We start from the raw sequence: 19,212 nt of genomic DNA on the forward strand, positions 1-19,212 counted from the left end.
AAGATGGTCTCTCCCTCTTTCCTACAGAATAAAGATCTGTTTATTTTTTTGGTTTGCGATGTGAGGAAGCATGCATTCTCTCTTGAGGATGTGTATTGATTGTGCCATTGGCTCTTTTCGAAGCGTATTCTGTTTTTGCTCTCGGTTCTCCCTCAAGCTTAACATCATTTGTATTATCTACATTTCCCATCGTCATACCTCCAAAGAATCAACTAAGTCAAAGGTAATAAACTTCAACTTTGTTTATTACAATGGATAGTATTTGTTAATCACCTGCAATCTATTAGTAAATACAAAAAAAGAAAGAAGGAATAAAATAATGCATGAAGCACAGAAGAAATTAGTGGAGCGGCTGTTGGAGCTTAATTCGTTTATTTCAGTAGGCCAAGCACAAACATGGGTGGAATTATTATGGGAAGATTTTGAGTCAACCTATGCTAAAGCGGGTCGTAAATATCAGGGAGAAGAAGTAACGGAACGAGTTGTTAGTCAGTGGATTGAGAATTATGGTGGAAAGCTTCATGAATTTGTAGCAGAAAACCCAAAATATAAAGAATTCCTTGCAGATGATAAAAGGAAATTGCATTAAAAGAGGTCGACTTTAATGGTCGACCATTTTCATGCTAATTGGTTAAAATATCGAGTTTCTTTTTCAGCTTATCTTCACTAAAAATCCAGCCTGTGTAGGAAGTGATGATATTCAAGTTTAGATCGAGATGAACAACGGCGACAAATGGATAGTGTCCATTGCTTCGGTAGCGTAAATCAATGAAGCGGACTTGGTATTGGTCATCCAGCTCGATAACTTCCCACCGAAATACAGGAGAGAAGGATAAGAAAGCAGATAGGTTCTTATCTTTTTGAGCTGCGGTTAGAACTGGTGTATCTGGAACTGGAATACGATGGAATTTATCGTAGATTTCAATTTCGTGCTGATGGGACCTGCCGACATAGAAGGAGTCGTCGGTCATCACAGCGATACGCCAATGGTTATATCTCATGGTTGGCGATAAAATGATTTCCTTTGCATCTGGAATTCTTTTTTTCACATTTATTTTTACCTGCCGTTGTGTAAATACCCGCAGAAGGTAATAGCCAATCAGTACGATATATAAAGTTAAAAAGGTATAGCCAGGATCTGCGCCGAATAACCAGAATAGGATTGCTACAATATGCATGGAGAAAATGATGGGATCAAATGTATTAATAATCCCCAATGCGACCCATTTATTTGTAAAAGGACGAAGAGCCTGCGTTCCATACGCATTAAATATATCGACAAACACATGCAGGAAAACAGCTATAAACGTCCAAAGCCATAAATGGAACAAATTTGCCTCTGGGAAAAGCGGGTACATGACAGCAAGTATAAGTAGGGGCCACAAAAGTACTGCTGGGATGGAGTGTGTCACTCCACGGTGGTTGCGTATATAAACGGCATTATTTCTTAATTTTAATACTGTATCGATATCTGGTATTTGTGAGCCGATGATGGTGGCGATTATTACACCTGTAGTTGTTGCAGGATCAGAAGCAACAACTGGGTCTAACGTGGCTAACCCACCAAGTGCAACTCCCATAACAATATGAGTTCCTGTATCCAAAATACCAAACCTCCTTGATTTTCTCTCCGAATTATTTGGATGAAAACACCATAATTACAATAAAAATATCCTTTTCTTTTTTCTTAACAAAAGATACACTACAAACAGTTAATATATTCGCATGATGTAAAAATACGGATAATGTTATTAAATAATAAATAAAGTTGGCAAACAATCGGACAAACGCGTAATTTTATCAAAAAATAGCTCTTCTATTTAAAATGAGGCAAATTTACTTATTTATACTATTGCAATTTAACTTAGCTATTGGTAAGAACGTGAATCATTTTGTGCTACTTTCATTCTATCCCATTCCATCCTATGATGCACACCATGTCCAATAGTAGTAAAAGAAATCTATATATTGTTATTCCCAAAAAAAATTAATAATTAACATCTGGAGGTTAATCGTGACAGATAGGCAAGAAATAATCAAAAATCAAGTGGATGTCGAGCGGTTTAGAGAAGATTTATTGAATTGGTTTATAGAGGAACAAAGGGAGCTGCCATGGAGACAAGATCAAGATCCCTATAAAGTATGGGTATCTGAAATCATGCTTCAGCAAACAAAGGTGGATACGGTTATTCCCTATTTTAACCGATTCATTTCTCAATTTCCAACCATTGAGGCGTTGTCGAAGGCTGAAGAAGAAAAAGTACTGAAGGCCTGGGAAGGATTAGGCTATTATTCAAGAGCGCGTAATTTACATGCTGCTGTTAAGGAAGTGCATGAAAAGTATGGGGGCAAAGTGCCAGATACTCCGAAAGAAATTGCGTCCTTAAAAGGGGTAGGACCGTATACAGCAGGTGCAATTTTGAGTATAGCATATGGGGTTCCAGAACCTGCTGTTGATGGCAATGTAATGAGAGTTTTATCGAGGATTCTCTCGATTTGGGAAGATATTGCAAAACCAAAAACAAGAAAGACATTTGAAGAAGCAGTACGTGTGCTGATCTCGCATGAGAATCCGTCCTTTTTCAATCAAGCACTTATGGAGCTCGGTGCCTTAATCTGTACCCCAACATCTCCTTCGTGCCTGCTTTGTCCAGTAAGAGAGCATTGTCATGCTTTTGAGGATGGGACAGTAACAGAGCTGCCTGTAAAGACAAAAACGAAGAAACAAAAGTCAATTCAGCTTGCGGCAGTCGTTTTAACAGATGAAGAGGGAAGAACATTGATTCATAAGCGCCCGAATACAGGATTGCTGGCAAATCTATGGGAGTTTCCTAATATGGAAATTGTTCAAGTGTTAAAAAGCGAGAAAGCGCAGCTTGAGGAAAAGCTGTTAGAAGACTATCAGGCTAAAGTAGAAGTTGGCGAAATGATTACTAGGATTGAACATGTTTTTTCTCATTTGATCTGGAACATCAATGTATATAGCGGAAAATTAATAGAGTTAAAAGAGGAGAAAGAAGATATCAGAAGAGTAAATGCGGATGAAATTGCACCATTCCCATTCCCTGTGTCTCATCAGAAAATGCTGAAATTTTTACCAGAGCAAGTGAAGAAAGGGTGACCATATGTGGTCATCCTTTCTTATTCATAGCTTACTTCTGTCCCATGTGTATAATCAGCTTCGTTCCTTTTTAACCCGCCTCTATTTTCGATTTCCTCTATGATGCTGCGGTGAATACTGGCACCTTCGCTATTGAGATAAGGGGTCATTTGCTGCAAGGAGTGGTGAAAGTAGGCAAGTTCATCATCTTTCCAATCTGATTTAGCGATCATGGCTAATTTGGTTATATCTCTGCCAACATACATAGGTTATACCTTCCTTTACTTTTACCGTTTTCTCCTCTATTGTGTGGATGTTGATTGCGAACTATGCATGAATAGAGGTAAAATGAGAAGTAAATGGATGGGAAAGGAATTAATAAGAATGACAAACAAAGTAGCATTAATTACAGGCAGCAGTAGAGGAATCGGAAAGGCAACAGCCATTCGCTTAGCCAAACAAGGCTATGATATTGTTATCAACTATGCAAGAAGCAAAAAGGCAGCGCAAGAAACTGCTGACGAGATTACGGCGCTTGGTAGAAAAGTGCTTCTAGTAAAAGCCAATGTTGGAGATGTAGACAAAATAAAGGCGATGTTTGCAGAAGTAAAAGCAGAGTTTGGTCGTTTGGATGTATTTATTAACAACGCAGCATCTGGGGTATTACGACCAATTATGGAATTGGAAGAGTCTCATTGGAATTGGACAATGAATATTAATAGTAAAGCCTTATTATTCTGTGCGCAAGAAGCAGCGAAGCTAATGGATAAAGGTGGAAAAATCGTTAGCATCAGCTCTCTAGGAGCGATTCGCTATTTAGAAAACTATACAACGGTTGGAGTGAGTAAAGCTGCTGTAGAAGCCTTAACTAGATATTTAGCGGTTGAATTAGCACCAAAAAATATTGTAGTAAATGCCGTTTCAGGTGGAGCGGTTGATACTGAGGCATTGACACATTTTCCAAACAGAGAAGAGTTGCTTCAAGCGGCAGCTGAAAAAACACCAGCAGGCAGAATGGTGGAAATGGAAGATCTCGTCAATACAGTGATGTTCTTAGTAAGCGATGATGCAAGCATGATAAGAGGACAAACGATTATTGTGGATGGCGGTATTTCGTTGTTAGTATAAGCGGTTTGTCTGGCGGAAAAAGGAGATTTCCTATAAAGGAGAACTCCTTTTTCTTTTTATTGGATTGGATTTTATTGGTAATAAAAAACTTTGGATAGAAACGAAACGTCTGGGACAAATTAATAGGCGTGGAGGTGATATTCATGGCTAAAAAAGCTGGTGCTACACAAAGTGGAACTAACATTCAAGAAGTAAAACAACAAAACGCTCAAGCAGGCCAAGGTCAACAATTTGGTACTGAATTTGCAAGCGAAACAAACGCTTCAGAAGTAAGAAAACAAAATCAACAAGCTGAATCTAGAAAATCTCAAAACACAAGCAAATAATGCAAACAAAGGGCACTTCACTTACGGGAGAGTGCCCTTTGCTTTTGTTATAGAAACTTTTTTATGTTCGACAAAACTTCTTCTTTGTCTACAGAAGTAGTCAAAGGAATTAACATACATACGAAGAAATAGTAAAAGGTAGAGTTAATAGAAAAAGGGCCGTTCCCTTTTTATAAAATGAAACATATAAATCAATACAGTACCTAAAAATGAAGAGTAGGATGTGTTTTTTCATGGATGTATTTAACGGTTTAGTTGGAGAGCAAATGCGAATTATGGAAAAACTGCTCTATTTACAAGGAGAATTAGAAAGATGCGAAGAGATAGAAGAACAACTACAAATTCTCCAAAAAGAAACAGAACTAAAAGAAGTGCAAATAGAAATCAGCAATATGAAGGAAGAGCTAAAGAAAATACAAAAAATCTTTGAATTACAAACAGAAAAAGTCATTAAAGTCTACCAAGAAAATGAGCTGAAACTATCATCTAGTTCATAAAAATATGGAATATTTAAAACCATTGTGTAATTTCAATGGTTCTTTTGTTTTAAATTTACTAGAGAACCGTTATAATAAGAAATAAGAAAAAAGAGGAATCGTACTTTGTTGCCTTAAAGGAAATAATGAATCGCTTTTAGTATGTAACAGGTTACAAAGCGTCCGTAAATAGAAAGTAGGGGAGAAATAAAAATGGGCGTACCTATCGAGGGTGAACCAATACAAATTCACAGTTATAAGCATAATGGGCACATCCATCGAATCTGGGACGAAACAACAATACTTAAAGGGACGCAGAACTTAATTATAGGTGGCAATGATCGTACAATTGTTACGGAATCAGATGGAAGAACGTGGGTAACACGTGAACCGGCAATCTGTTATTTTCATTCCCAACAATGGTTTAATGTCATTGGCATGCTTAGAGAAGATGGCATTCATTATTATTGCAACCTAAGCTCACCGTTTATATACGATGGAGAGGCACTTAAGTATATTGATTATGATTTGGACATCAAAATCTTTCCAGATATGACATTCAATTTACTAGATGAAGATGAGTATGAACGTCACCGCCAAGAAATGAAATATCCAGAGGTCATTGATCGTATTTTGAAGACGCAAGTAACGCAATTAATACATTGGATAAGACAAAGAAAAGGTCCCTTTGCACCAGATTTTGTTGATTTGTGGTATGAAAGATACTTAACGTACAGAAGTTAATATGGATGACTGAAAAAAGCATGTTGAATTTCAGCAGGCTTTTTTCTTATGCATTCGCTGCGAATAGTGATAAAATGGTCTATTGTTATTAAAACGATTAAGAGTGACATTATTTTCAAAGATTGATGGCTCGTGGGCTGTTTTGGTTTGGGGGATTGAGTGGATTTTTAGAGAGGATTGATTCTGTGCCCGATTTGGCTTTGAAAGCGAGTCGAAGGGAAAAGAGAGGCGCTCTCCGTGCCCAAAGTGAAAAGGAAATGTGTGAAAAGGGAAAAGAGAAGCGTGCTCTGTGCCCGAAATGAAAAGGAAATGTGTGAAAAGGGAAAAGAGAAGCGTGCTCTGTGCCCGAAATGAAAAGGAAATGTGTAAAAAGGGAAAAGAGAAGCGATCTCCATGCCCGAACCAAAAGAAAAAGTGAAAAAAGGTAACAGAGAGCTTTTCTCTGTGCCCGTTTAGCATCAGTAAAAATCAAAAGCGCACAGATCAGATCAGCCACACTCAACCGTTTACGCGCTATCTTTCACAGTATTTTTAACAGAATGACGAAAATTAAGTTTTCCAAACACAAAAAAAGGAAAAAGAACAAATGCAACATAGAGAGGGGAGTATATGTGGACAGTATTAAGAGGTATATGACCTTTGTAAAGCCATACCGATGGCAAATCATTGGGACGATCATTATCGGCATTGTGAAATTTGCCATTCCGCTATTAATTCCATTGTTATTAAAATATGTAATTGATGATATTATTAACAATTCAGCCTTAGATCAGGCCACTAAAATGAGCAATCTGTGGACAATCATGATCATTATGACAATTGTCTTTATCGTGGTGAGACCACCGATTGAATACTATCGTCAATATTTCGCTCAATGGACTTCTAATAAAATTCTTTATGATATTAGAGATCAGCTTTTTATGCATCTGCAAAAATTAAGCCTAAAATATTATTCCAATACCCGTGCAGGGGAAGTTATTTCCCGTGTCATAAATGACGTAGAACAAACGAAAAATTTTATTTTAACGGGCTTAATGAATTTATGGCTAGATGCCGTAACGATTTTGATTACAATCGGAATCATGTTCACGATGGATGTAAAGTTAACATTTGTCTCTATTATTTTACTGCCGTTTTACGCGCTTTCCGTCAGCTACTTTTTTGGAAATTTACGTAAATTAACAAGAGAAAGATCCCAAGCTTTAGCAGGCGTACAAAGCTTTCTCCATGAAAGAGTCCAAGGGATTTCAGTTATTAAAAGCTTTGCGACAGAAGATCATGAACAAAAGCATTTCCAAAAGTATAATAATACCTTCTTGGAAAAAGCGGTCAATCATACGAAATGGAATGCGAAAGCGTTCGCTGTCGTCAATACGATTACCGATATTTCTCCATTGATTGTAATTGCCTATTCAGGCTATCAAGTATTGAATGGCGATTTATCGCTAGGAGCGATGATGGCATTTTTTGCTTATATTGAAAGATTATATAATCCATTGAGAAGATTAGTGAATTCTTCTACGACATTAACACAGTCTATCGCATCAATGGACAGGGTGTTTGATTTAATTGATGAAAAATATGATATCCAAGATAAACCAAATGCGGTTCCTTGTACAAATGTAAAAGGAGATATTACCTTTGAAGAAGTGGACTTTGCTTATGAGACAAACGATCCGAAAGTATTAGACAATATTTCCTTACATATTAAACAAGGAGAGACAGTAGCATTTGTTGGGATGAGCGGTGGCGGTAAGTCTTCCTTGATAAGTCTTATTCCAAGATTCTTTGATGTAACGGGAGGAAGAATTCTCTTAGATGGAATAGATATCAGAGATGTGCAAGCACGTTCCTTACGAGATCAAATTGGGATGGTTCTGCAAGAAAATATTCTCTTCAGTGAATCGATTAGGGAAAATATTATGATAGGAAAGCCTAATGCAACTGAAGAGGAAGTAATTGCCGCTGCTAAAGCTGCCAATGCGCATGACTTTATCACCCAGCTTCCAGAAGGGTATGAAACAAAAGTGGGCGAAAGAGGCGTGAAATTAAGCGGCGGCCAGAAGCAAAGAGTAGCAATTGCACGTGTATTCTTGAAAAACCCGCCAATCTTAATTTTGGACGAGGCTACTTCTGCTTTAGACTTGGAAAGTGAACAGTCCATTCAAGAATCATTGGAAGAACTGGCTAAAGACAGAACGACCTTGATTGTGGCCCATCGTCTATCTACGATTACTCATGCCGATCGCATCATTTTAATTGAACATGGAAAAATTATGGAAGATGGTACACATGAGGAACTAATGAAATTGCAAGGTCATTATCATGATCTATTTCAAATTCAGCAATTGGGAAATTAGAGATGAAAAAAAGGATCCAGAAGCAAGTTTCTGGATCCTTTTATATAAAGATTTTACTCTTCAATCGTTACATCGGCTTCATGCTGATGATGAACTTGAATGGAAGTGATTAATGTATCAAGATGCTCTACATTCTCATCATATTCAATGATGGCAGAAACAATTTGCATCATATGATATTGCTTTAATTCTTCTTCATTTTCAAGTACGGATGGTTCTGTCTCTTTATAATAAAGCATTAACTCTTGGAAAAGTATGTTTCGATCAAGAGAAATGCTGCCTTCTTCAAAAACAACATTAGGCTTTACTTTTCCAATAAATTTAAGCATGACATGTTCATGATGGTGAATAAGGCAATCAAGCTGCTGTTGAATAATATTTTGAAAATCCTCCGGCAAACTTAATAACTCATTTTCATATCGATGAATCTTTTTCAAGGTTTGAAAAGATTTCTTTAATGTGGCAATCATTTGCCGGTAAATGACTAATTTTCTCGTTTTTAATAAAGTTGTTTTTTTAAAATAATTCCGCTCTTCTTTGTACAGGATATATAACTGATCAATGCGCATTAAACGTTCCGACATTTTATCGATATCGTTCTTTAACAGACTATGTTCTGATGCATGTCTAATGTTTAGGCGGATCCATTTTGTTATTTCCTCACTTAAATCGGAAATTTGATTGTACAATTTATTTTCATACTTAGGTGGTATAAAAATCAGATTGACAGTCGAAGCAGAAAGAATTCCGAGCATTACTGTCGAGAAGCGAATAATTGCAAAGGTAATGAAGTCATCTGTAGGTGATTCCATAATGGCAATCAAGGTAACCACAGATAAAGTAATTGTCTTTTCTAAGTTTAATTTTAAGTTAATTGTAATAACAATGATGGCGGCAAGTCCAATAATAAAAACGTTGTTACCAAAGCTTAATACAAAGATGACTGCGATAATAGCACCAATGATATTGCCTCGTACTTGGTCAATGATCGATAAATAAGAACGATAGACAGTTGGCTGTATAGCAAAAATGGCAGAAATTCCTGCGAAAACAGGAGTTGGTGCATTTAAAAGTTGCGCTAGAAATAAAGCTAACACGATGGCGATTCCTGTTTTCAGAACGCGCGCTCCTAATGTCATAAATAAGTGTTCCTTTCATTTAATCTTTCTAACTATTTTCTTATACCCCTTACTTTTTGCGAAAAACACGAAAAGTAAACACAATAATGTACTATACATTGATTAGATGTGAACTTCAATAGACTGATGACTAATTTTTTCTTTTTTCGAAGGATTTTAAAAAAATGGACATATTGTTGTTAAAATTGAAATGATTTTACATAGTAGGAGAGGTAAAAAACGTAGTAATAGGGTGGTAGTTTTCATTAGTAAAAAAGGTCCAGAATTCCTCTGAACCTTTTTCTAAACTTAAAACTTATATTCTTCTTTTAATGCAGCGAATGCTTGGTCAACTGCGTGCAGGGTTGCTTCGATGTCTTCTTCTGTATGCGCGATTGTGATGAACCATGCTTCGTATTTAGATGGTGCCAGCATGATTCCTTGTTCTACTAATAGCTTGAAGAAGCGGCCAAACATTTCACTGTCAGTGCTTTCTGCTTGTTTGTAGTTGTAGACCTTCTCGGTTGTAAAGAAGACAGTAAGTGCTCCTTTTAGGCGGTTAATAGTAATGGGAACATTGGATTTGGCAGCTGCTTCTAAAATGCCATTTTCTAATAATGCGCCTAATTTATCGAGATGATCGTATACGCCTTCTTGCTTTAATACTTCTAGACAAGCGATTCCAGCTTGGATGGAGGCTGGATTTCCAGCATGAGTTCCTGCTTGGTATGCTGGTCCAACTGGTGCCACTTGATCCATGATTTCTTTTCTTCCGCCATAAGCACCGATTGGAAGACCACCGCCGATTACTTTTCCTAAGGCAGTCAAGTCAGGGTAAACACCTAATAAATCCTGTGCTCCACCGTAAGTAAAGCGGAAAGCAGTAATTACCTCATCATAAATAACAAGTGCGCCTGCTGCATGTGTTAAATCATTAATTCCTTGTAAAAATCCTTCTACTGGTTCAACAATTCCGAAGTTCCCAACGATTGGCTCGACCAGAACAGCGGCTACTTGATCGCCCCATTTATCCAATGCATCTTTATACGCATCTAAATCATTGAAAGGAACCGTGATAACGTCTGCAGCAATTACTGCAGGAACACCGGCAGAATCTGGTGTGCCAAGCGTAGAAGGACCTGAACCAGCTGCAACAAGCATTGGATCAGAGTGACCATGATAGCATCCAGCGAATTTGATGACTTTATTTCTGCCTGTATACGCGCGAGCAACACGAATGGTTGTCATTACTGCTTCTGTTCCAGAGTTCATAAACCGGATTTTTTCCATGGATGGAATGGCTTCTTGCAGCATTTTCGCGAATTTCACTTCATGCGGAGTTGGTGTTCCGAATAGAAGACCAGTTTCGGCAGCGCGTGTTACTGCCTTTGTAATATGTGGGTGAGCATGTCCTGTAACAATCGGACCGTATGCAGCTAAATAATCGATATATTGATTTCCGTCTACATCAAAGAAGTAAGCACCTTGTCCTCTTTCCATTACGATCGGTGACCCGCCGCCAACCGCCTTATAAGAGCGCGAAGGACTGTTGACACCTCCGACAATAATCTCTAAAGCTTCTTCATGCAATCGTTCTGAATTTGTATGTAACATATAAACCTCCTATAAATCGTATCATTCTATAAAAAATACCTTCCCCCATTTTAGCACTTTTTAAAAGAAGATAAAGGGAAACAGCTTTTTAACCTAAGAGTACCTTTCGTACGTTTTCAATAGGAGAAAGAGATAAACGAATAAATAAGCAAGACAAGCATAGATATTAATGATAGAGGAATTACATTTATGCAAGGAAGTAAGGAGGTAAGGAAATGTTTTATGTCTTATTAGCACTCATTCTATTTTTTATTGCAATGAGCTTAAAAACACTATTTGTTCCTTACCAGAGAAAAGAAAAATGGGTCTCATTCGAGAATTTTATGTACTTAATCTTTGTCTATATCACCATTATGATTGGCTTTGGTCTAATCTATACATTATTCCAGATGAATGGCATCCCGGTTTATAATGATGGACAGGCACCTTCTTTAAACTATGATTTCTTTCATACACTCCATACAAGTATTTATTTTAGCGGGGTGACTTTATTTTCCGTAGGGTTTGGCGACTTAATGCCAATTGGGATGGGGAGGATGGTTGTCCTTATTGAGGCGTTGATCGGATACACAATTCCCGCTGCTTTTGTAGCACGGGCAGTATTTGATCTGAACAACTAGCAAAATGCTTTTCTTGATTCATAAAAGCATTTTAGGTAGGCTTAAATAAAAAGCAAAGGCGGGATACAATGTCTGTTCATATTGGAGAAACAGTGCCAGATTTTGAGTTAGAAGCAAATAATGGAGAGAAAATAAAATTATCCGATTATCGAGGAAAGAATGTTGTCTTATATTTTTATCCGAAAGATATGACACCAGGATGTACAACAGAAGCATGTGATTTTCGCGATAATCATGAAGATTTCCAAGGATACAACGCAGTAGTACTAGGAGTCAGCCCTGATCCGATTTCAAGACATCAGAAATTTATCGAAAAGCACGAGCTGCCATTCCTGTTATTAGCGGATGAAAATCATGAAGTAGCGGAAAGCTTTGATGTTTGGAAACTAAAAAAGAATTTTGGAAAAGAGTATATGGGAATTGAAAGATCAACCTTCCTGATCGACAAAGAAGGGAAGCTTGCGATGGAATGGCGCAAAGTAAAAGTCGCTGGCCATGTAGCAGAAATCAAACAAGCTTTAGAAAAAATCGAAGCCTAATTTTTATGGTAGGGACTTTTGTCCACTCATTAAAAGCCGAAGAGCATATTGTATAGTGAGCATATACCTCCTCATATATATGTCGGTGGCCAACGAAAACGTTCGTTGGTCTTTTTTTATGGAGAGAAGGGGGAAATGGATAAAACTTCTGGTGAAAAAAATACGGTTTCATGCATATAATGTAAGTGTATTATCAATAACATCTTAGCATCGACTATTATATAATAGTATTTATTGTTAAATAATCATTATTGTGTTTTCAGATTGTTCATACATCTAGAAAACCGCGCTCTTACAGTAACTGTGTTGACAAAACCCTGCTATTATTAGTACACTATTTATAAACATTATAAAATAAGAATATCTTTTAGAAATGGGGTGCATGTCCGTGGAACATAATGAGTTGCAAGAAGCTCTTGATAAGCTGAAAGAAACAGGAGTGCGCATTACCCCGCAGCGTCATGCGATACTTGAATATTTAATAAGCTCAATGTCACATCCGACTGCCGATGAAATTTATAAAGCACTTGAAGGCAAATTTCCAAATATGAGTGTAGCCACTGTTTATAATAATTTAAGAGTTTTTCGTGAAGTGAATTTAGTAAAGGAACTGACATACGGAGATTCCTCCAGCCGGTTTGATTTTATAACTTCTCATCATTATCATATTATCTGTAAAGAGTGTGGCAAAATAGTTGATTTCCATTATCCAGGACTTGATGAGGTAGAGCAATTTGCCAGCCATGTTTCAGGATTCAAAATCAGCCACCACCGTCTGGAAATTTACGGTACTTGTCCTGATTGTGCTCAAAAAGAAGCGCACTAATGTAGAGAATAGAAGAGGCTGTCTTTTTAAGAGTTGCTTTCGTATAAACGTAGCGAGGGGAAATCTTAAAAAGATATCCTCTTTTTTCTGTTTAATCGTTGAAACGAGACTGAAATATTATATGGCAGAAATGATAGCAAAAAGTAATTCTATTTTTAAACAAGTTATAGTAAGATTTCATGTATGCCTAGATGAGGGCAGGATTTTAAGAGAAAATGTCGAAATAATACGAAACGAATAAAATTATTCATGGAGATGGAGGAATAACGATGGAAGATATTCTTCGTCCTATATATCAAGAAAGAGCTAGCCAGACAAATACATTGGGCGTATTAATCATTGATAAGAAACAAAATGAGATGACCGTGACAGATACTTTTGATACAGTCATGCTAATTATTGTGAAAGAAGCAGAACAGCCTGTTTTTATCAAGCACTATACATATGCAGATAAGAAAGCGGCTCTACATATTGTTACAGAAAAACAATTAAGAAGCTGGATTTTATTAGGGAATAACAAAAGAATTTTTGAATGGATATATAATGGGAGAGTTGTTTTTGATCGCAATGAATTTATTTATCGACTCAAAAATGAGTTAAAAGAATTTCCCGTTAACGAAAGAAAACAAAAAATGGCGCTAGAATTCGCCAAGCTTATTAAACGATATATGGATGGGAAAGCGTTCTTTGAAAATAAACATTATCTGGACGCCTATAATGATATTGTTCATTCCTTACATCATTTAGCTCGATTAGCTGTGATCGAAAATGGATTCCACCCAGAAGTAACGGTATGGAGCCAAGTAAAACAAATGGAGCCAGAAATCTATAAACTATATGTAGAATTAGTAAATAGTGATGAGCCTATTGAAAAGAGACTCGAGCTATTATTCTTAGCAAGTGAATTTTTAATTCATTCAAGAATGAGAACAAGCACAAGCTATATACTCGATATATTAAAAGAAAAAGACGCTTGGACATTTAGCGAACTGTTAGAAAAAGAAGAACTGCTTATTTACGCAGTTGATTTAGGAATGTTGATCGAATACTTAATCGATAAGCATTTAATAGAAGTAGTCAACATTTCTACGAAAAGTCCAGGTGTTTATCATCGATGTTATCGTGTTTTAGAAAAAAAATAAAAAAGTTTTAGAAAAAGTGTTGACCATTATCGTAGAATAATGTTATATTAATATCCGTCGCTGAAACAACATGAACTGTTGAAGTAAACGACGGAATAGAATTTCTAAAAAACACTATTGACAATGAATGTTGATAGATGTTATATTAGGAAAGTCGCTTCCTAAGTGACTAACTAAATTGCTCTTTGAAAACTGAACAAACAAACGTCAACAATAATCGTTTTATAACTAACATTATAGAACAAAAAAAGTAACAAAAAGCTAGAGTTTAGCAATGAGCTAATCAACTCTTTATTGGAGAGTTTGATCCTGGCTCAGGACGAACGCTGGCGGCGTGCCTAATACATGCAAGTCGAGCGGACTTTAAAAGCTTGCTTTTAAAGTTAGCGGCGGACGGGTGAGTAACACGTGGGCAACCTGCCTGTAAGACTGGGATAACTTCGGGAAACCGGAGCTAATACCGGATAATCCTTTTCCTTTCATGAGGAAAAGCTGAAAGACGGTTTACGCTGTCACTTACAGATGGGCCCGCGGCGCATTAGCTAGTTGGTGAGGTAACGGCTCACCAAGGCAACGATGCGTAGCCGACCTGAGAGGGTGATCGGCCACACTGGGACTGAGACACGGCCCAGACTCCTACGGGAGGCAGCAGTAGGGAATCTTCCGCAATGGACGAAAGTCTGACGGAGCAACGCCGCGTGAGTGATGAAGGTTTTCGGATCGTAAAACTCTGTTGTTAGGGAAGAACAAGTACAAGAGTAACTGCTTGTACCTTGACGGTACCTAACCAGAAAGCCACGGCTAACTACGTGCCAGCAGCCGCGGTAATACGTAGGTGGCAAGCGTTGTCCGGAATTATTGGGCGTAAAGCGCGCGCAGGCGGTCCTTTAAGTCTGATGTGAAAGCCCACGGCTCAACCGTGGAGGGTCATTGGAAACTGGGGGACTTGAGTGCAGAAGAGAAGAGTGGAATTCCACGTGTAGCGGTGAAATGCGTAGAGATGTGGAGGAACACCAGTGGCGAAGGCGACTCTTTGGTCTGTAACTGACGCTGAGGCGCGAAAGCGTGGGGAGCAAACAGGATTAGATACCCTGGTAGTCCACGCCGTAAACGATGAGTGCTAAGTGTTAGAGGGTTTCCGCCCTTTAGTGCTGCAGCAAACGCATTAAGCACTCCGCCTGGGGAGTACGGCCGCAAGGCTGAAACTCAAAGGAATTGACGGGGGCCCGCACAAGCGGTGGAGCATGTGGTTTAATTCGAAGCAACGCGAAGAACCTTACCAGGTCTTGACATCCTCTGACACTCCTAGAGATAGGACGTTCCCCTTCGGGGGACAGAGTGACAGGTGGTGCATGGTTGTCGTCAGCTCGTGTCGTGAGATGTTGGGTTAAGTCCCGCAACGAGCGCAACCCTTGATCTTAGTTGCCAGCATTCAGTTGGGCACTCTAAGGTGACTGCCGGTGACAAACCGGAGGAAGGTGGGGATGACGTCAAATCATCATGCCCCTTATGACCTGGGCTACACACGTGCTACAATGGATGGTACAAAGGGCAGCAAAGCCGCGAGGTCGAGCAAATCCCATAAAACCATTCTCAGTTCGGATTGTAGGCTGCAACTCGCCTACATGAAGCTGGAATCGCTAGTAATCGCGGATCAGCATGCCGCGGTGAATACGTTCCCGGGCCTTGTACACACCGCCCGTCACACCACGAGAGTTTGTAACACCCGAAGTCGGTGGGGTAACCTTTTGGAGCCAGCCGCCTAAGGTGGGATAGATGATTGGGGTGAAGTCGTAACAAGGTAGCCGTATCGGAAGGTGCGGCTGGATCACCTCCTTTCTAAGGAAAATGGAATTTACATTCCATCAAAGATTGTTGACGATTTGTTGTTCAGTTTTGAGGGAGCAATTAATTCCTCAAAACAGTAATAAGTTTGAGGGTAAAGAGAAACAAGTAGATCAAGGAAGCGAATGCGCGAGCACCGGAGCGTACGACAGTACGTGAGGAGCAGAGCGAAGAAGCTGACGAAGAGATGCGAAGTTTATCTTTAGCCGAAATTGTTCCTTGAAAACTAGATTATGAATAGTAAGAACCAAGAAAGAAACCGAGTAATCGCCATCTTAGATTCTCTATTTTAAATAGTAGAATTAAAAAAACTAAGGCTTTAAGCCAATTAGTTAAGTTAGAAAGGGCGCACGGTGGATGCCTTGGCACTAGGAGCCGATGAAGGACGGGATTAACACCGATATGCTTTGGGGAGCTGTAAGTAAGCTTTGATCCAGAGATTTCCGAATGGGGAAACCCTCTATCCGTAATGGGATAGAATCTTTACCTGAATACATAGGGTACTGAAGGCAGACCCGGGGAACTGAAACATCTAAGTACCCGGAGGAAGAGAAAGCAAACGCGATTCCCTGAGTAGCGGCGAGCGAAACGGGATTAGCCCAAACCAAGAGGCTTGCCTCTTGGGGTTGTAGGACACTCTATATGGAGTTACAAAGGAACGGGGTAGACGAATCGATCTGGAAAGGTCAGTCGTAGAAGGTAAAAACCCTGTAGTCGAAACTTCGTTCCCTCTTGAGTGTATCCTGAGTACGGCGGGACACGAGAAATCCCGTCGGAAGCAGGGAGGACCATCTCCCAAGGCTAAATACTCCCTAGTGACCGATAGTGAACCAGTACCGTGAGGGAAAGGTGAAAAGCACCCCGGAAGGGGAGTGAAATAGATCCTGAAACCGTGTGCCTACAAGTAGTTAGAGCCCATTTATGGGTGATAGCGTGCCTTTTGTAGAATGAACCGGCGAGTTACGATTACATGCGAGGTTAAGTTGAAGAGACGGAGCCGCAGCGAAAGCGAGTCTGAATAGGGCGAAATAGTATGTGGTTGTAGACCCGAAACCAGGTGATCTACCCATGTCCAGGGTGAAGTCCAGGTAACACTGGATGGAGGCCCGAACCCACGCACGTTGAAAAGTGCGGGGATGAGGTGTGGGTAGCGGAGAAATTCCAATCGAACTTGGAGATAGCTGGTTCTCTCCGAAATAGCTTTAGGGCTAGCCTCAAGATTTAGAGTATTGGAGGTAGAGCACTGTTTGGACTAGGGGCCCCCATCGGGTTACCGAATTCAGACAAACTCCGAATGCCAAATACTTATTCTTGGGAGTCAGACTACGAGTGATAAGATCCGTGGTCAAGAGGGAAACAGCCCAGACCACCAGCTAAGGTCCCAAAGTATACGTTAAGTGGAAAAGGATGTGGAGTTGCTTAGACAACCAGGATGTTGGCTTAGAAGCAGCCACCATTTAAAGAGTGCGTAATAGCTCACTGGTCGAGTGACTCTGCGCCGAAAATGTACCGGGGCTAAACGTATCACCGAAGCTGTGGATTGACATCTTTGATGTCAGTGGTAGGAGAGCGTTCTAAGGGCGTTGAAGCTAGACCGTAAGGACTGGTGGAGCGCTTAGAAGTGAGAATGCCGGTATGAGTAGCGAAAGATGAGTGAGAATCTCATCCACCGAATGCCTAAGGTTTCCTGAGGAAGGCTCGTCCGCTCAGGGTTAGTCGGGACCTAAGCCGAGGCTGAAAAGCGTAGGCGATGGACAACAGGTTGATATTCCTGTACCACCTTTAAATCGTTTGAGCAATGGGGGGACGCAGGAGGATAGGGTAAGCGTGCTGTTGGATTAGCACGTCCAAGCAGTTAGGCTGGTAATGAGGCAAATCCCATTACCACATAAGCGGAGCTGTGACGGCGAGGGAAATATAGTACCGAAGTTCCTGATTCCACACTGCCAAGAAAAGCCTCTAGCGAGATTTAGGGTGCCCGTACCGCAAACCGACACAGGTAGGCGAGGAGAGAATCCTAAGGTGAGCGAGAGAACTCTCGTTAAGGAACTCGGCAAAATGACCCCGTAACTTCGGGAGAAGGGGTGCTCTTGCGGGTGCAAGCCTGCGAGAGCCGCAGTGAATAGGCCCAGGCGACTGTTTAGCAAAAACACAGGTCTCTGCGAAGCCGCAAGGCGAAGTATAGGGGCTGACACCTGCCCGGTGCTGGAAGGTTAAGAGGAGGGGTTAGTCGCATGACGAAGCTCTGAATTGAAGCCCCAGTAAACGGCGGCCGTAACTATAACGGTCCTAAGGTAGCGAAATTCCTTGTCGGGTAAGTTCCGACCCGCACGAAAGGTGTAACGATCTGGGCACTGTCTCAACGAGAGACTCGGTGAAATTATAGTACCTGTGAAGATGCAGGTTACCCGCGACAGGACGGAAAGACCCCGTGGAGCTTTACTGCAGCCTGATATTGAATTTTGGTACAGCTTGTACAGGATAGGTAGGAGCCTTGGAAGCCGGAGCGCTAGCTTCGGTGGAGGCATTGGTGGGATACTACCCTGGCTGTATTGACATTCTAACCCGCACCCCTGATCGGGGTGGGAGACAGTGTCAGGTGGGCAGTTTGACTGGGGCGGTCGCCTCCTAAAAAGTAACGGAGGCGCCCAAAGGTTCCCTCAGAATGGTTGGAAATCATTCGTAGAGTGTAAAGGCACAAGGGAGCTTGACTGCGAGACCTACAAGTCGAGCAGGGACGAAAGTCGGGCTTAGTGATCCGGTGGTTCCGCATGGAAGGGCCATCGCTCAACGGATAAAAGCTACCCCGGGGATAACAGGCTTATCTCCCCCAAGAGTCCACATCGACGGGGAGGTTTGGCACCTCGATGTCGGCTCATCGCATCCTGGGGCTGTAGTCGGTCCCAAGGGTTGGGCTGTTCGCCCATTAAAGCGGTACGCGAGCTGGGTTCAGAACGTCGTGAGACAGTTCGGTCCCTATCCGTCGTGGGCGTAGGAAATTTGAGAGGAGCTGTCCTTAGTACGAGAGGACCGGGATGGACGCACCGCTGGTGTACCAGTTGTCTTGCCAAAGGCATCGCTGGGTAGCTATGTGCGGAAGGGATAAGTGCTGAAAGCATCTAAGCATGAAGCCCCCTCAAGATGAGATTTCCCATAGCGTAAGCTAGTAAGATCCCTGAAAGATGATCAGGTTGATAGGTCAGAGGTGGAAGCGTGGCGACATGTGGAGCTGACTGATACTAATAGATCGAGGACTTAACTAAAATGAAAAGCGGAAACGCCTGTTAATCGGCGATAAGCTGGACAAAATGATTACTTGTTTCTTTCTTCTTACCATAATCTAGTTTTCAGGGAATAATTTTCTAAAATTATAC

At 40.4% G+C, this 19,212-nt stretch carries 16 protein-coding genes and 2 rRNA genes; 13 read left to right on the forward strand and 5 right to left on the reverse strand.

Annotated features, from left to right (window positions below; all coding sequences use genetic code 11):
- Nucleotides 1-40 precede the first annotated feature (40 nt).
- A complete protein-coding gene (locus C2I06_RS23180) occupies nucleotides 41-190 on the reverse strand; it encodes a small, acid-soluble spore protein K (protein ID WP_047944925.1) in 150 nt (49 codons plus the stop codon).
- A gap of 129 nt (nucleotides 191-319) precedes the next feature.
- On the opposite strand from C2I06_RS23180, the gene C2I06_RS23185 reads away from it, so the two are divergent.
- The gene (locus C2I06_RS23185) at nucleotides 320-589 is read left to right on the forward strand and encodes a YfhJ family protein (protein WP_123258954.1); all 270 of its coding nucleotides are present in this window, start codon (nucleotides 320-322) and stop codon (nucleotides 587-589) included.
- Nucleotides 590-623: 34 nt separating this feature from the next.
- On the opposite strand, the gene C2I06_RS23190 is transcribed toward C2I06_RS23185, so the two are convergent.
- Nucleotides 624-1,604 (reverse strand): metal-dependent hydrolase, encoded by a 981-nt coding sequence (locus tag C2I06_RS23190; protein ID WP_095330983.1) that lies wholly within the window; start codon nucleotides 1,602-1,604, stop codon nucleotides 624-626.
- Nucleotides 1,605-2,014: 410 nt separating this feature from the next.
- Between C2I06_RS23190 and mutY the strand changes: the two genes are divergently transcribed.
- On the forward strand, nucleotides 2,015-3,121 hold the full coding sequence (mutY, locus tag C2I06_RS23195; RefSeq protein ID WP_123258955.1) for an A/G-specific adenine glycosylase: 1,107 nt from the start codon (nucleotides 2,015-2,017) through the stop codon (nucleotides 3,119-3,121).
- Nucleotides 3,122-3,141: 20 nt separating this feature from the next.
- Here mutY and C2I06_RS23200 read toward each other — a convergent pair whose 3' ends face one another.
- Nucleotides 3,142-3,366, reverse strand: coding sequence for a hypothetical protein (locus C2I06_RS23200; RefSeq protein WP_095330987.1), 225 nt, complete (start codon nucleotides 3,364-3,366; stop codon nucleotides 3,142-3,144).
- Nucleotides 3,367-3,484: 118 nt separating this feature from the next.
- Between C2I06_RS23200 and fabL the strand changes: the two genes are divergently transcribed.
- The 5 genes from fabL to C2I06_RS23225 all read left to right on the forward strand — a co-directional run bounded on the left by fabL (nucleotide 3,485) and on the right by C2I06_RS23225 (nucleotide 8,134).
- The gene (gene fabL / locus C2I06_RS23205; protein WP_095330999.1) at nucleotides 3,485-4,228 is read left to right on the forward strand and encodes an enoyl-[acyl-carrier-protein] reductase FabL; all 744 of its coding nucleotides are present in this window, start codon (nucleotides 3,485-3,487) and stop codon (nucleotides 4,226-4,228) included.
- A 143-nt stretch (nucleotides 4,229-4,371) separates the two neighbouring features.
- Nucleotides 4,372-4,554: a gamma-type small acid-soluble spore protein gene (locus C2I06_RS23210; protein WP_047944917.1), complete on the forward strand. Its 183-nt coding sequence runs from the start codon at nucleotides 4,372-4,374 to the stop codon at nucleotides 4,552-4,554.
- A gap of 233 nt (nucleotides 4,555-4,787) precedes the next feature.
- Nucleotides 4,788-5,051 carry a YgaB family protein gene (locus C2I06_RS23215; RefSeq protein ID WP_095330990.1) on the forward strand — a complete coding sequence of 88 codons (264 nt, stop codon included), beginning with the start codon at nucleotides 4,788-4,790 and terminating at the stop codon, nucleotides 5,049-5,051.
- A 192-nt stretch (nucleotides 5,052-5,243) separates the two neighbouring features.
- Entirely contained in the window at nucleotides 5,244-5,774 is a 531-nt protein-coding gene (gene ntdP / locus C2I06_RS23220; protein ID WP_047944913.1) for a nucleoside tri-diphosphate phosphatase, read from the forward strand.
- Nucleotides 5,775-6,385: 611 nt separating this feature from the next.
- On the forward strand, nucleotides 6,386-8,134 hold the full coding sequence (locus C2I06_RS23225) for an ABC transporter ATP-binding protein (RefSeq protein WP_095330992.1): 1,749 nt from the start codon (nucleotides 6,386-6,388) through the stop codon (nucleotides 8,132-8,134).
- 53 nt (nucleotides 8,135-8,187) lie between these two features.
- Here the strand turns inward: C2I06_RS23225 and C2I06_RS23230 are convergent, their stop codons facing one another.
- Nucleotides 8,188-9,273, reverse strand: coding sequence for an FUSC family protein (locus C2I06_RS23230; RefSeq protein ID WP_095330994.1), 1,086 nt, complete (start codon nucleotides 9,271-9,273; stop codon nucleotides 8,188-8,190).
- A 288-nt stretch (nucleotides 9,274-9,561) separates the two neighbouring features.
- Nucleotides 9,562-10,866: a glutamate-1-semialdehyde 2,1-aminomutase gene (locus tag C2I06_RS23235; RefSeq protein WP_123258956.1), complete on the reverse strand. Its 1,305-nt coding sequence runs from the start codon at nucleotides 10,864-10,866 to the stop codon at nucleotides 9,562-9,564.
- Nucleotides 10,867-11,081: 215 nt separating this feature from the next.
- Between C2I06_RS23235 and C2I06_RS23240 the strand changes: the two genes are divergently transcribed.
- From C2I06_RS23240 to C2I06_RS23265, 6 genes are all read left to right on the forward strand, one after another.
- Nucleotides 11,082-11,486: an ion channel gene (locus tag C2I06_RS23240; RefSeq protein WP_095330996.1), complete on the forward strand. Its 405-nt coding sequence runs from the start codon at nucleotides 11,082-11,084 to the stop codon at nucleotides 11,484-11,486.
- 68 nt (nucleotides 11,487-11,554) lie between these two features.
- On the forward strand, nucleotides 11,555-12,025 hold the full coding sequence (bcp, locus tag C2I06_RS23245; RefSeq protein ID WP_123258957.1) for a thioredoxin-dependent thiol peroxidase: 471 nt from the start codon (nucleotides 11,555-11,557) through the stop codon (nucleotides 12,023-12,025).
- Between the two features lie 382 nt (nucleotides 12,026-12,407).
- Complete coding sequence (perR, locus tag C2I06_RS23250) at nucleotides 12,408-12,851, forward strand: peroxide-responsive transcriptional repressor PerR (RefSeq protein ID WP_016202777.1); 444 nt, start codon at nucleotides 12,408-12,410, stop codon at nucleotides 12,849-12,851.
- Nucleotides 12,852-13,120: 269 nt separating this feature from the next.
- Nucleotides 13,121-13,993 (forward strand): nucleotidyltransferase-like protein, encoded by an 873-nt coding sequence (locus C2I06_RS23255; RefSeq protein WP_123258958.1) that lies wholly within the window; start codon nucleotides 13,121-13,123, stop codon nucleotides 13,991-13,993.
- A 291-nt stretch (nucleotides 13,994-14,284) separates the two neighbouring features.
- Nucleotides 14,285-15,832, forward strand: a 16S ribosomal RNA gene (locus C2I06_RS23260).
- Nucleotides 15,833-16,168: 336 nt separating this feature from the next.
- Nucleotides 16,169-19,101, forward strand: a 23S ribosomal RNA gene (locus C2I06_RS23265).
- The 16S and 23S rRNA genes sit together here, the layout of an rRNA operon.
- Nucleotides 19,102-19,212: the final 111 nt, after the last annotated feature.

This window comes from Niallia circulans, assembly GCF_003726095.1.
GTDB lineage: Bacteria > Bacillota > Bacilli > Bacillales > Cytobacillaceae > Niallia > Niallia circulans_A.

Coding starts and splice junctions, on each gene's coding strand:
- C2I06_RS23180 (WP_047944925.1), bottom strand. CDS start 190: ATGGGAAATGTAGATAATACAAATGATGTTAAGCTTGAGGGAGAACCG.
- C2I06_RS23185 (WP_123258954.1), top strand. CDS start 320: ATGCATGAAGCACAGAAGAAATTAGTGGAGCGGCTGTTGGAGCTTAAT.
- C2I06_RS23200 (WP_095330987.1), bottom strand. CDS start 3,366: ATGTATGTTGGCAGAGATATAACCAAATTAGCCATGATCGCTAAATCA.
- fabL (WP_095330999.1), top strand. CDS start 3,485: ATGACAAACAAAGTAGCATTAATTACAGGCAGCAGTAGAGGAATCGGA.
- C2I06_RS23210 (WP_047944917.1), top strand. CDS start 4,372: ATGGCTAAAAAAGCTGGTGCTACACAAAGTGGAACTAACATTCAAGAA.
- C2I06_RS23215 (WP_095330990.1), top strand. CDS start 4,788: ATGGATGTATTTAACGGTTTAGTTGGAGAGCAAATGCGAATTATGGAA.
- ntdP (WP_047944913.1), top strand. CDS start 5,244: ATGGGCGTACCTATCGAGGGTGAACCAATACAAATTCACAGTTATAAG.
- C2I06_RS23230 (WP_095330994.1), bottom strand. CDS start 9,273: ATGACATTAGGAGCGCGCGTTCTGAAAACAGGAATCGCCATCGTGTTA.
- C2I06_RS23235 (WP_123258956.1), bottom strand. CDS start 10,866: ATGTTACATACAAATTCAGAACGATTGCATGAAGAAGCTTTAGAGATT.
- C2I06_RS23240 (WP_095330996.1), top strand. CDS start 11,082: ATGTTTTATGTCTTATTAGCACTCATTCTATTTTTTATTGCAATGAGC.
- bcp (WP_123258957.1), top strand. CDS start 11,555: ATGTCTGTTCATATTGGAGAAACAGTGCCAGATTTTGAGTTAGAAGCA.
- perR (WP_016202777.1), top strand. CDS start 12,408: ATGTCCGTGGAACATAATGAGTTGCAAGAAGCTCTTGATAAGCTGAAA.
- C2I06_RS23255 (WP_123258958.1), top strand. CDS start 13,121: ATGGAAGATATTCTTCGTCCTATATATCAAGAAAGAGCTAGCCAGACA.